General features: G+C 59.9%; 11 protein-coding genes. 7 read left to right on the top strand and 4 right to left on the bottom strand.

The features are described 5' to 3' along the window. The first annotated feature begins 189 nt into the window (after positions 1 to 189). The 5 genes from SFUM_RS07175 (at position 190) to SFUM_RS07195 (ending at position 5481) form a co-directional block, all read left to right on the top strand. Positions 190 to 1428 (top strand): bifunctional 3,4-dihydroxy-2-butanone-4-phosphate synthase/GTP cyclohydrolase II, encoded by a 1239-nt coding sequence (locus SFUM_RS07175; RefSeq protein WP_011698242.1) that lies wholly within the window; start codon positions 190 to 192, stop codon positions 1426 to 1428. After that, a complete protein-coding gene (gene ribH, locus SFUM_RS07180) occupies positions 1415 to 1879 on the top strand; it encodes a 6,7-dimethyl-8-ribityllumazine synthase (protein WP_011698243.1) in 465 nt (154 codons plus the stop codon). The genes SFUM_RS07175 and ribH overlap by 14 nt, the downstream gene beginning before the upstream one ends. Positions 1880 to 1991: 112 nt before the next feature. Next, the gene (nusB, locus tag SFUM_RS07185; protein ID WP_011698244.1) at positions 1992 to 2447 is read left to right on the top strand and encodes a transcription antitermination factor NusB; all 456 of its coding nucleotides are present in this window, start codon (positions 1992 to 1994) and stop codon (positions 2445 to 2447) included. Between the two features lie 1299 nt (positions 2448 to 3746). Continuing rightward, the gene (locus SFUM_RS07190; RefSeq protein ID WP_150109455.1) at positions 3747 to 4649 is read left to right on the top strand and encodes a MinD/ParA family protein; all 903 of its coding nucleotides are present in this window, start codon (positions 3747 to 3749) and stop codon (positions 4647 to 4649) included. A gap of 22 nt (positions 4650 to 4671) precedes the next feature. Then, on the top strand, positions 4672 to 5481 hold the full coding sequence (locus tag SFUM_RS07195) for a FliA/WhiG family RNA polymerase sigma factor (protein ID WP_208597118.1): 810 nt from the start codon (positions 4672 to 4674) through the stop codon (positions 5479 to 5481). Positions 5482 to 5658: 177 nt separating this feature from the next. Here the strand turns inward: SFUM_RS07195 and SFUM_RS07200 are convergent, their stop codons facing one another. Then, a complete protein-coding gene (locus SFUM_RS07200; RefSeq protein WP_011698247.1) occupies positions 5659 to 6081 on the bottom strand; it encodes a hypothetical protein in 423 nt (140 codons plus the stop codon). 457 nt (positions 6082 to 6538) lie between these two features. Further along, the gene (locus tag SFUM_RS07205) at positions 6539 to 6736 is read right to left on the bottom strand and encodes a rubredoxin-like domain-containing protein (RefSeq protein WP_041440102.1); all 198 of its coding nucleotides are present in this window, start codon (positions 6734 to 6736) and stop codon (positions 6539 to 6541) included. Positions 6737 to 6986: 250 nt separating this feature from the next. Here SFUM_RS07205 and SFUM_RS07210 point away from each other — a divergent pair, with 250 nt between their 5' ends. Continuing rightward, positions 6987 to 8294, top strand: a complete 1308-nt coding sequence (locus SFUM_RS07210; protein ID WP_011698250.1) for a M48 family metallopeptidase — start codon at positions 6987 to 6989, stop codon at positions 8292 to 8294. Further along, a complete protein-coding gene (locus tag SFUM_RS07215) occupies positions 8291 to 8989 on the top strand; it encodes a DUF554 domain-containing protein (protein WP_011698251.1) in 699 nt (232 codons plus the stop codon). Before SFUM_RS07210 ends, SFUM_RS07215 begins: the two co-directional genes overlap by 4 nt. A gap of 211 nt (positions 8990 to 9200) precedes the next feature. Here SFUM_RS07215 and SFUM_RS07220 read toward each other — a convergent pair whose 3' ends face one another. Then, positions 9201 to 11009 (bottom strand): ABC transporter ATP-binding protein, encoded by a 1809-nt coding sequence (locus tag SFUM_RS07220; protein ID WP_011698252.1) that lies wholly within the window; start codon positions 11007 to 11009, stop codon positions 9201 to 9203. 77 nt (positions 11010 to 11086) lie between these two features. Continuing rightward, positions 11087 to 12883: an ABC transporter ATP-binding protein gene (locus SFUM_RS07225; RefSeq protein WP_011698253.1), complete on the bottom strand. Its 1797-nt coding sequence runs from the start codon at positions 12881 to 12883 to the stop codon at positions 11087 to 11089. Positions 12884 to 12913: the final 30 nt, after the last annotated feature.

Consider the following 12913-nt stretch of genomic DNA (forward strand, 5'->3'; position numbering starts at 1 on the left):
CAGGGGCGGCTCCGGGCTGGGTATGGAGCCGGTCCGCTCGAAAGAACGCGAACATGCCGTTCTCAGGGTTGTGAAAGCATCCTGCTTTCAGGAACTTGAGAATGACAAAAGCGAATGTTATAAAGACTGTCCGGATGCATCCACATCGCGCTGAGCATCTGCATTTCTTCTCGAAAAGGAGCTCTCTAGATGCCTTGTTCAACCATCCCTGAAGCCTTGGAGGACATTCGTCAGGGCAAGATGGTCATCCTGGTGGACGACGAGGATCGCGAAAACGAGGGGGATCTGTGCATGGCTGCCGAAATGGTGACCCCTGAAGCGATCAATTTCATGGCCAAGTACGGACGCGGCCTGATCTGCCTTTCCCTTGTTCCTGAAATGGTCGACCGGTTGCGCCTGCCGATGATGGTCAGCCACAACCTGTCGCAGTTTCAGACGGCCTTCACCGTATCCATCGAAGCCAGGAAGGGCGTTACGACGGGAATCAGCGCCGCGGACCGCTGCCACACCATTCTCACGGCCATCGCCGACGACGTCAGGCCTGACGACATCGTCAGCCCCGGGCATGTTTTTCCTCTTCGGGCGAAAAAGGGGGGCGTGCTGGTACGGACCGGCCAAACGGAAGGTTCGGTGGATCTTGCGCGCCTGGCCGGGATGAGGCCGGCCGGCGTCATCTGCGAGGTCATGAAAGACGATGGGACCATGGCCCGCATGCCCGACCTCGAGGTCTTCGCTCGCGAGCATGACGTGAAGATCGTGACCGTTGCGGACGTGATCCGGTACCGGATGGCCAATGAGATTTTCGTTCACCGGGCGGCGGTCGCCAACCTGCCGACCTCTTTTGGCGGAGAATTCACGGTGATTGCCTACACGAACGAGATCGACGAGCATTGTCACCTCGCCCTGGTCAAAGGCGATCTCACCCCGCAGGACGAAGTCCTGGTGAGAGTCCATTCGGAGTGCCTCACGGGCGACGTGTTCGGTTCCCTTCGGTGCGACTGCGGCGGGCAGCTTCGGTCTGCCATGGGCCAGATCGCACGGGAAGGCAAGGGTGTCATCCTCTATATGCGCAACCATGAAGGACGAGGCATCGGCATCGTGAACAAGATCAAGGCCTATGCCCTCCAGGAAGACGGCTACGATACGGTGGAAGCGAACGTGGCGCTCGGCTTCGAGCCCGACTTGCGCGATTACGGCATAGGCGCCCAGATGCTCGTGGACCTGGGCATCAAGAAGATGCGCCTGATGACCAACAACCCGAAGAAGATCGTCGGATTGCAGGGATATGGGATCACGGTCACGGGGCGCGTCCCCCTGGAAATCCCGCCAAATGAAGAGAATATCAGGTACTTGACCACGAAGTGCGCGAAAATGGGGCACATCATGAGTTGCGTCACGCAAAAGGAAGAACCCGATGAAAATCTATGAAGGGAAATTGCTGGCTCAGGGGTTGAGGTTCGGAATCGTGGTGAGTCGCTTTAATGATTTCATCGGCGAACGGCTCCTCGGCGGCGCGCTCGACGCGCTCAAGAGAAGCGGCGCCGAAGAAAAAAACATCGACGTGTTCAAGGTGCCGGGTGCGTTCGAAATTCCCCTGGTTGCGAAGAAGGCGGCTTCGACCGGGCGCTACGACGCGGTGATCTGCCTGGGTGCGGTTATCCGAGGCGCGACCCCGCATTTCGACTACGTCGCCAATGAGGTCTCCAAAGGCATCGCGCACGCCGGACTCGAAGCAGGGGTGCCCATTTCCTTCGGGGTTTTGACCACGGACACCATCGAGCAGGCCATCGAACGGGCGGGCTCGAAATCAGGCAACAAGGGATGGGACGCGGCGGTCGCCGCCATCGAAATGGCGAACCTGATCAAGCAGATGTCTTGAAACGGGCCGGGTCCCTTCAGCGTAGCCTCCCGTCTTCATGGGCCGTTGCGCCCCATGGGCGGACGGATGGCCACGCATCCGAATTCCGACTGAACACGGGTGAAGTGTAAGAATGGGTCGACGCAGGCGTTCTCGAGAAATGGCACTGCAGGTGCTGTACCAGATGGAAATGGCCGTGCTGCCTCCGGAAGAGGCACTCGGTCTTTACTATCAACTGTTTGACGACGATGAAAAACACCGCGTACCCGCGGAGGTGCGACCCTTCGCCGAGGAAATCGTCCGGGGGGTCAGCCTGCACCGCGCCAGGATCGACGAAATGATCACGTCCGCGTCCGAACACTGGAGGCTGGCCCGCATGTCGCTGGTGGACCGGAACATCCTGAGGATTGCGGTCTTCGAGATGCTTTTCTGCTTCGATATCCCCCCCAAGGTTTCCATCAACGAAGCCATCGACTTGGGCAAGACTTTCGGCAGCCCGGATTCCGGGGCTTTCATCAACGGGATCCTCGACCATATCCTCCCCCTGTTGGAAGCCAACGGCCGCATCGACCGGCGCGATTCCGCCTGAATCGCCACCCGCCCGCACGGGCATGCCGGATCCGAAATCGCCACGCACGCGCCGTCGGCGCACAAAGGACCGTGCTTCATGCCACGGAACGGCCGCTTACGCAGACGACAACCGTCGCGGCTTTTATCCCCTGTCCGATCGTCACGGGTCGACATTGTCGCCAATGGTGTTGCCGACACACCGGGGGGCGGGCGCACGGGCAAGCGTCCTCTTCACCAACAGCGACCGTCTCCTCCCGAAGTCTCGCCCCATCCGGGCAAAACCATCAACCCCCGGCGACCAGCCGGGAAAAAAGGACGCCCACCGTTCCCGCCAGCCTTCGATCATGGGATGTCGAAAGTTTGACACATCCCCATCGCCGGAGTTCAACCCCCACTGAAAGCTGCCTCACGGATACCTGAGCGCAACGTGACCGCTCTTCGAATCCCTGCGGACATGCTCAACCCCCACCCAACGCCCGTCCGGGGCAGGCACCGTTCACAAGACGGTCCGGCCGATCGCTCTCATCATTCCAAATCGGCTCTGCATCTTGCAATTCGTCCCACTGGCATGCTTTCCGCGTCATTTCAATGACGGCAATCCCGACCATCCCTCCCCTCGAAGACGTCAATATTCTGACAGCGTCAATGCGTTGACACATCAGCAACCTGCTCGTGCATCGGGTCTTTCAAACATTAAACTGGAATGTCTGTATCCGAATTTTCTCAATTGCCTGTAATTGCATCCATAGGAATCCTTGTACCCTTTACGTACACAAGGACACCGGTCACCACGGTGCGCTCGGAACGGCATCCCTGTTTTCCGGCTGAACGTGCATCGAAGGGAAAAAACAGGTTTATTGTCAACTTTTAATGAATTTCTGGACATTATTTCTGCAAACTTGATCCATATTTCACACATATTGGCACACCTTGTGAATATCTATTCGGCAAACTCACTAAACATTTTTCATTGTTCTGGTTGTAAAAAAATGCGGCACGAGCGGAACGAGAGTACCCCGGCGGAGGCGGCGGGATGCCCGCTGCGGGGACAGGCAACATAGGGCGAGGGCGTCGGTTTTTCGGCACCTGACTTATTCACATAACAGAGCGCAAAACCAGGAAAGTATAGACACCGGCAGCGGTCTGCGGGACGACCGGAAGTTGGTTGTGCCGCCGATGTCGTCCGCGAGTCGGAGGGTGTTGTTCGCCTCAGGGCCCGGTGATTCGGGTCGGCAATCGCTTTCAAGGAAGAGATCGCCGGAGGGCCGATGCAGGGTCGGGGGGATTTGTCGCTTTCCACTCCGTTTGGAACGATGGGATGCAAAAGGTCAACGCGAAGCCACCAGTGAAGATCGGGATGCGCAGGGCGCTCAAAGCGGCATCGAAGAATGCGGCGTCCCAGGCTTCCTCCAAAGACCGTCGTTCCGTCCGGGCAATATCGGTGAGCAGTGGGAAGGGCGGCGTCGGGAAGAGCAGCGTCGTCGTCAACCTGGCGATCGCTTTCGACCGTCTGGGCCAGAGAGTGCTGATCATCGACGGCGACCTCGGCCTCGCCAACATTCATGTCCTCCTGGGCCTGAGTCCGCAGTACAGCATCAGGGATGTGCTGGAGGGAAGGAGGACCCTGGAGGAAGTATTGATCGCCGGTCCGGGCAAGATCAGGATCCTGCCCGCGATTTCGGGAAAGCGCACGCTCACTCGCTTCACCGACGAACAGAAGCTCATTTTCCTGGAAATGCTCGACGGTCTCGAGACAGAGATCGACGTTTTGTTGATCGACACCGGCGCGGGGATCTCCGATACGGTCCTTTATTTCAATCTCGCCGCTCAGGAAAAGATCATCGTGGTCAATTCCGACCCCGCTTCCATCGCCGATGCATACACACTGATCGAAACGCTTTACACCAAGTATCGGGAACGCCACTTCGGAGTCCTGGCCAACGGGGTGCGAGGTGCAAGAGCCGGAAAGGATATCTTTTCCAGGCTCTGCAAAGCGGCGGACCATCTTCTGGACGGCCTGTCACTGGATTACCTGGGCAGTATCCCTCACGATCCGTGCATACACCAAGCTGTAATTGAACAGCGTCCCGTGATGGAAGCCTTTCCCGAAGCCCCTTCCGCCGCCGCGTTCATGCGCGTTGCCGAAGGCATCCGGAAAGCTGCGCCGAATACGAACCACGGAACGATCCGTTTTTTCAGGAAACATATTCTCAATGCATGACTCAGCAGGAAAAAGAGATGCCATGGAACCGATGAGAAGCATGACACAAAACCCATGTCCCATTGAAGACGCCGGGGGCGAGACCAAGGAACTGGTCATATTGAAACACAGCGACCTGGTCAAACACATGGCCCTGAGGCTGTTCTCGAGGCTGCCGGACCACGTTTCCATCGACGACCTGATCAGCGCGGGCGTCATCGGACTGATCGACGCCGTGGACAAGTACGATTCGGGCCAGGGCATCCCGTTCAAGTTCTATGCGAAGATCAGGATTCGCGGAGCGATGCTCGATGAGATTCGCGCCATGGACTGGGTCCCGAGGTCCTTGCGTCAGAAGGGCAACGTTCTTGAAAGAACGTTTTCCGCCCTGGAGCAGAAGCTGGGCCGCTGTCCTTCCGACGAGCAGGTTGCGGGCGAGCTCAACATCGGGATCGAGGACTATCACCGGCTGCTCGACGAGATCAAGGGCATTTCGTTTCTTCCCGAGAACATCAACGAGGCGCTCCTGGAGAACGGCGAGTCGGGTTCTCTGGCGTCCGATTCCGAGGAGCTCTTTCAGCATGCCTACCGGCAGGAGATCCAGCGCCATCTCGCAGACGCCATCCGGACCCTGACCGAGAAGGAGCAACTCGTCTTGTCCCTGTATTACTACGACGAACTGACGATGAAGGAAGTCGGCACGGCGCTCGGCTACACGGAATCACGCATTTCGCAGATCCACACCAAGGCCATCATCAAGCTGCGCAGCCGGCTTGCCAAGAGGCTCACCGCCGACGATCTGCCGCCCTACATCGGGTCCAGGGAGACGTGTTCGGCCGGTTCTCCCAAGTAAGGCCCCGGTTTCCTTACCGGGGCCACTGAAAGCGCATCGCCTGTCCAATCGGGCGCGGCGCGCGGGTACACTCTCCCTGAAAAGCCGAAAAATCCGTATTGCGATCCCGGAGCGGCACCCGACGGAAGGCGGTTTCCATTTCTCCGGGCAGATTGATGCCACACCCGAACCTGCCCGTCAGGCGGGAAACGTGATGGAAAGCTCGTCTCCCTCCTCGCCCTTTTCGGTTTTCACCACGACTTCGATGCTACTGTCCCGAATCCCCAAGGCCACGGGCATCTTGCCTTTCTCCTCCTCGAGGTGGGTGATGCCCTTCACGGCGTCGAAGACCTTCTGTCCGATTTCACCTCCGGGGGAAGGCAGACCCGACTTCCGGTACTTGGCCGTGACCTTCACCCGCCCGTCGCCGGTCCTGGTCAGGGTAATTTTCCTGGCGTTGCCGTTGATTCCGTGAAGGACGGCCAGGGCGATCCATTTCAGGGCACCTTCCTCGGTGGCCGGCTCCTGTGCCAGTTTGGACATCTCTTTCAAAGGGTCCGTGGTTGCGTAGCAATCGCAAAGTTCCTGGACCTTCAAGTGCAGGGTTCGTTTGTCGTACATGGGTGTCTCTTCCTTCGATCGAATGAGGAACGTCACGCGGCCGGAGCATCCTACCGGCCGGGCCAAAACGGAGTCCGTGGGCATGAGACGCCCGGGCGGTCGATCGTTGCCGCCCGGCGACTCGTTGCCCCATCCGCCAAAGCCCGCCGCAGCGGCCTTTCCGGAAGGTCCGTTTACATGAATTCAAGTTACGGATACCGGATTCCAAATTCAAGCGTGTGCAAAAAGACGTTTGGATTCATAGGAATATGGGACCCCACAAACCCTTTGTCCGGCAAAGCAAGGCGAAGGGGAACCCGACGCCCGCGCACCCGGTCGGGCAATGGAGCACGAAATGCAGAGGTCGACCACACGATGAGCGGGAAGCGGAAGCCGGCTATTCGCCGGCTTCCGCCGGGAATTCTTGCAGGCGAAGCGCGGAATGGGACCAACACGTGGAACGGATGGCAGGCATGCCCTATTTCTTTCCTTTTCCTTTTCCGTAGCTTTCCTGAAAGACCTGTTCATTGACGTTTCCCGATCCAGGGCCCCCGCATTCCGGGATATAGCAGGACACGTCGACGAATTCGCACTTCTCCTTGCAGGAAGGGCAGACGTCGGGCGGGGCTGTCAGATCGACGGTGTTGCCACAGTTGTTGCATTTCCAGACGGCCATCTTCATACCTCCTGTTCGAGCTCGGTTTCGCGACTGATTACGGTAATAATTCTCATTGGATTATCCATCAACGATGATGATAGTGTTCCGCCGGGCAAAAATCAATCGGGCGGGCACCCCTTTCCGCCAACAACGGACCGTTTTCCCTTTTCAGGCACGCAGGGTTGAATTATCTTAGCCGAGCAGGAGAAAACTGCACGGACAGGCGCAAATCAACCCATTCAGGCAAAGCGATCGGTCTCGAATCGGCATGATCCAGGTCAATACTCTTTTCATTGCCTTCCTGACGCTCTACATTTCCCAGACTGTGTGCGCCGTGGTGATGGAACGGCTCAACCTGCGGTTCATGAAAAAACACGGCAGCGGGGTTCCGACTTCTTTCGAAGGATTCATCGACGAGGCCACCCTGGCCCGGAGCAACGCATACGCTGCGGCCAGGAGCCGTCTCGGAACCGTGCAGGAGGTCGTGGGGCAAACCGTCCTCCTGGCTGTCATCGTGTCGGGATTCCTGGTCGGGCTGGAAGGACAAATCCAGCAGTGGAAGCTCGGCAATATCGCCGGAGGCCTCCTCTTCCTGCTGGTTCCCGCGTTGATCTCAGCCGTCGCCGATCTCCCTTTCGACTACCATGAGACCTTCGTCATCGAACAGAAGTACGGTTTCAACCGCTCAACGGTCAGGCTGTGGGTCACGGATCACGTCAAGTCGGCCGCCATCGCCCTGGTCCTCTTTGTCGTCCTGGTATCGCCGCTCATCCGGATCATGGATACGGCTCCGGACACCTGGTGGTTCTGGGGGTTCCTCGTCGTCTCGGCCGTCCAGGTGCTCCTGGTGGTGCTCTATCCCCTATTCATCGCCCCGCTTTTCAACAAGTTCGAACCCGTCCGGGACGAGCTCCTGGCGAAGAAAATCAAGACCCTTATGGAGGACCACGGCGTCAGGGTGAAGAAAATACTCCAGATGAACGCGCAAATGCGCAGCCGCCACACCAACGCCTATTTCACGGGCCTCGGCAGGACCAAGCAGGTGGTGCTCTACGATACGCTGTTGGAATCGCACAGCCACCAGGAAATCCTCGCGGTGCTCGCCCACGAACTGGGCCACCTGAAATGCATGCACATCCCGAAGCAGTTGCTCCTGTTCGAGGCTTCCCTGTTGGCGGCGCTTTTCGCCACGCACCAGTTGATCAATCGGCCCGAGCTTTACACGACTTTCGGTTTCGAGTCGGCTCGACCTTACGTGGGGCTTTTCCTTCTCGGAGTCGTGTGGCAGAAGGCGGGATTCTTTCTCAAACCCTTGTACATGGCCATTGCGAGGCGATACGAGCGAGAGGCCGATGATTTTTCTTTGCGGTTCATCGGCTCTCCCGGCCCGCTGCTTGCCGCTCTCAAGCGACTGGCCGCAGACAACCTGTCCAACCTCAGGCCGCACCCGCTCTACGTGTGGTTCCACTACTCCCACCCTCCCCTGCTGGAGAGAACGGCACGGATGGAGAAAGCCGAAGCCGCGACAAACGGCCCCGTATCTTCGGAGCCCCCCCGCCTGGAGACGGGTTCATGACGGGGACATACATCAACATGGCAACGGTGCTGGCGGGCACGACCGTCGGGGTCTGCCTCGGGACGCGGCTGCCGGAGAGAATCCGCACCACCGTCCTCCACGGACTGGGACTGCTCACGATCCTCATCGGGCTGCAGATGGCCCTCGAAACGAAAAACATCCTGATCGTGCTCGGTGCGATCCTGTTGGGCGGGGTCCTGGGGGAGGCAATGAGAATCACGGAGGGACTCGAGCGGCTCGGCTCCACCCTGCAGGCGCTGCTCTCAAGAGGACGCAGCAGGACCTTCGGAGAAGCCTTCGTGACTTCCAGCCTGGTGTTTTGCATCGGCCCGATGGCCATTCTCGGCTCCATCGAAGACGGCCTTACGGGGGATTACCGGCTTCTGTCCATCAAGGCACTGCTCGACGGTTTCGCGTCCATCGCCTTTTCCGCCGCCCTGGGGTGGGGAGTGGCATTGTCGGCCGTCACTCTCCTGGCCTACCAGGGGGGCATCACGCTGTTTGCCAACGTCCTTTCCCGGATACTGACCGAACCCATGATCGTCGAAATGACCGCCACCGGGGGTCTGCTCATCCTCGGAATCGGTCTCAAGCTGCTCGAACTGAAGGATATCCGCCTGGCCGGATTCCTGCCGGCCCTGGTCATCGCTCCGCTCATCGTGTGGGCCATCCCGTGGGTAAAAGGGCTGTTCTAGCGCGTGGCGCGGGTCCCGGCCGAAGCATGGAGTTGAACGGCTGGTGCGGGCGGGGCGGCAGGGCGGCCCGCAGCTTTGATGCCCTTGGCCCTGCCGTCCGAACGACGAAGAAATACGGCTGACGTGAGGAACGAAACCTGCTGAAACGGTTTGGTGGTCGCGGTCATCGGTGCATGAATCAGGCTGCCCGGGCAGGACCGCCCGACCACGGCTACGACCGCTGGGAGAACGGCACGCCGTTCTGGAGCGACTGGAGGTGGCTGTAAAGCCCGCCGAGCAGCATCAGATCTTCGTGCGACCCTTCTTCCACGATCCGCCCCTGGTCCATGACCAGGATGCGGTCGGCTCTCCTGATCGTGGACAGTCGATGTGCCACCACGATACTCGTCCGGTTGGACAGCACGGCGCTGATGGCTTGTTCCACGAGCATTTCCGTCTGCGTGTCGACGTTTGCCGTGGCTTCATCGAGCACCAGGATACGCGGATTTCGCACCAGCACCCTGGCCAGCGCGAGCAGCTGCTTCTGACCGGCCGACAGATCCGACCCGCCTTCCCCGATTTTCGTTTCGAGTCCTTCCGGAAGCGCCCGCACCACGCCCGAAAGCTGCGACAGGCGGATCATCTCCTGAAGTTCCCGTTCCGGAAGCTCGCGGTCCAGCAGCACGTTCTGCCTCAGGGTGCCCGGTATGATGAATACGTCCTGCATCACCAGGCCGATCTGCTCTCTCAACCAGTGCGTGTCGAGGCGCCGCAGGTCCGTTCCGTCCAGCTCGATCCGCCCTGAAATGGGATCGTAGAACCTCTCCAGCAGGCTGATGACGGTGGTCTTGCCCGACCCCGTCGCCCCGACGATGGCCAGGGTCTCCCCCTGCCTGAGGCGGAAGGAGAGACCCCGGAGCACGGGACGCCCCGGTTCGTAGGCGAATTCCACGTTCGTGAAGGCAATGTCCCCGCGAACGTCGGCGATCCTCACCGGAGCGGACGCCGCGGGCAGAGCGTCCTTCACTTCCAGGAGATGAAAGATCCTCTCCGCCGACGCCATGGCCGACTGCACGATGGAATACTTCTGCGACAGTTCCCGGATCGGCTGAAAGAAAAGCCTCATGTAGGAAATGAACGCGGTGAGGATGCCGATGGTCATCCGGTCGTCGAGGATTTCCCTGCCCCCGTACCAGACGATCAACGCCATCGACATCGAGCTCATCACTTCGATGAGCGGGACGAAGATTCCGAATATCCGGATCTGCCGATACGCTGCACGGTAGTACCGGTCGTTGAGCCTCCCGAACCGCTTGCGGATGTCCGATTCGCGCAGGAAAAGCTGGATCACCGACATGCCCCCCACCGCTTCCTGGATGAAGGCGTTGATCCCTGCCAGGTGCGAGCGGATCTCGCGGAACACGTCCCGGCTCAGGCGCCCGAACCAGTACGTGATCACGAGCATGACGGGAAAGGTGAGGCTCAGAATCAGGGCGAGGCCCGCATTCATCCAGAACAGGATGACGAGAATGGCTGCCAGCCTCACGCCTTCGTTGAACAGGGTGATGATGACCGAGGTGAACATCTCGTACATGTTCTGGATGTCGTTGGTGAGGCGCGTCACGAGGCGCCCGACGGGATGGGAGTGGAAGAAGGCGAGATCGAGGCGCACGACGTGAGTGAACAGCCTCTGCCTCAGCGCGTGCATGATCCTCTGCCCGGTCCATTCCAGCACGGTGACCTGGAAGAAGTTTGCGATAAAACCGATCACGACGAACAGGAGGAAGATTGACGCCAGTTCGGCCACCCCTGCCAGACGCTGCTCGATGGGAAGCGTTTCGTCGATGAGGTAACGGTCGATGGCGACCTGGACCAGGCGGGGGAGGGTCAGGCCTGCGCCGGTGACGACGAAGGAGAGCAGCACCGCCCCGGCGACCCATCTCCACTGGGGAAGGATGAAGGCCAGGATGCGCTGCCACAGGCGCAAGTCGCCGATACTGCCGATTTGATCCCCTTCGAAATACCCGTGATCGTGCTGCATTGCCGCACCTGTCGACAGCCGGCGCTTTGCCGCCGCACATCTCCCTGAGCGGCGGCGCGAAACGCTTTCCCCGGCCGTTAGCGCTGGTTGGTCTGCTGCCTGTAAATGGTCGCGTAAAAGCCGCCGCGGCTCAAAAGGTGTTCGTGGCCGCCTCGCTCCACGATGCGTCCCCCCTCCATCACGAGGATCTCGTGGGCATCCGCCAGGGGAGCCACCCGGTGGGACACCACGATGCACGTCCTGCCCGCCAGGTACTCGGCGATGGACCGGATGACGGCGTGCTCGGTTTCCATGTCCACGGCGGAAAGCCCATCGTCGATGATGATGATCGGGCGGTTCAGCAGCAGGGCCCTGGCGATGGCCAGCCGCTGGCGTTGCCCGCCCGAGAGTTTCACGCCCCGCTCGCCGATGCGGGTTTCGTAGTCGTCCTTCATAGAGACAATTTCGTCGTGAATCGACGCGGCGCGGGCCGCGGCCTCGATTTCCTCCATGGGTGCGTCAGGCCGTCCCATGGTGATGTTGTAAGCCACCGTGTCCGAGAAAAGCACCACGTCCTGGGGAACGTATGCGATTGCCCCGCGCACCGCCGCAAGAGTCAGCCCATTGACGTCCTTCCCGTCGAGAAAGATGGTGCCGTCCGGTATGGGATATAGCCTCGCGATGAGGTGACACAGGGTGGTCTTGCCCGAGCCGGTCCTTCCCACGATGCCGAGGAACCGCCCGGGCGGGATGTCAAGGTCGATCCGATCCAGGGCGGGCTGCCGCCGGCCCGGGTAGCTGAAGGAAAGTCCCCGGATCGATATCTCTCCCCGGACGATCCCCGCGGAAACGGAATCCCGCGAATCCTGCAGAGACGGCGTTTCCTCGAGCAGTCCCCGTATTCTGCCCAGGGAAGTCACGCCGCGCTGGAAGAGGTCGGCCACCCACCCCATCGCCATCATGGGCCAGGTCATCAGAAACAGGTAGCTGATGAAGGCAACAAAATCCCCTGCCGTAATGGTTTGATCGATGATCATGCGTCCCCCGAAGAAGAGGACGAGGAGCATGCTGACGTTCCCGATGAGGCCGGAGATCGGGAACAGCGTGCCATAGATCACGGCGAGCCGCAGATTGTCCCGAACGTAGGTTTCGCCCAATTCGTTGAACCGCGCCGCCTGCGGCTTTTCCTGGTTGTAGGCCTTGATCAGGCGAATGGTGGAAAACGTGGACCGCGCGAACTCGGTGAGCACCGAAAACTGTTCCTGGACCTTTTTGAAGCGACGGTGCAGCCTGGCCGACAGAAACCGGGTGAGCAGGGCGAGCACCGGGGTCGGGGCGACGGCGATAAGTGTGAGCGTGGGGTTGATGTAGGCCATGAAAAGGAAGGCGGCGACCCCCATGAAAACGGCGTCCACCAACGCCACCATTCCCATGCCTGAGGCAAGCTGCACCGAAGACAGGTCGTTGGTCGCCAGGGCCATGATTTCCCCGGTGGTGCGTCTCTGGAAAAACGCCTTGTCCAGGACCAGGAGGCGGGAAAACAGCCGGTTCCTGAGGTCGGTTTCCAGGAGACGCGAGAACCCCAGCAGCATGTTCCGCCAGAAGAGCCGGAGGACGGCGATCATCATCGCCAGCCCCACGATGTACCCGCCGTATTCCAGGAGCAGCGCCTGGGTAGCCGTCTTTTTCTGCAGGGCGTCGACGGCGAACTTGATGATCCTGGGAATCACCAGTTGCAGGAAATCCACTGAAACCAGGGCCAGAAAACCGACGAACAGGCGCAGGGCATACTTCCTGAAATAAGGGGCGACCAGGCCGACCGCTCCCCGGAAATCGGCGTCCCTGTCGGGAGCACCGGCAGCGCGCCTGCTCGGAATCGATCCTGCCGTTCGCACCGGGGCGGTTACTCCTTCCTGAATTGTGCG

The organism is Syntrophobacter fumaroxidans MPOB, from assembly GCF_000014965.1.
Classification (GTDB): Bacteria; Desulfobacterota; Syntrophobacteria; order Syntrophobacterales; family Syntrophobacteraceae; genus Syntrophobacter; species Syntrophobacter fumaroxidans.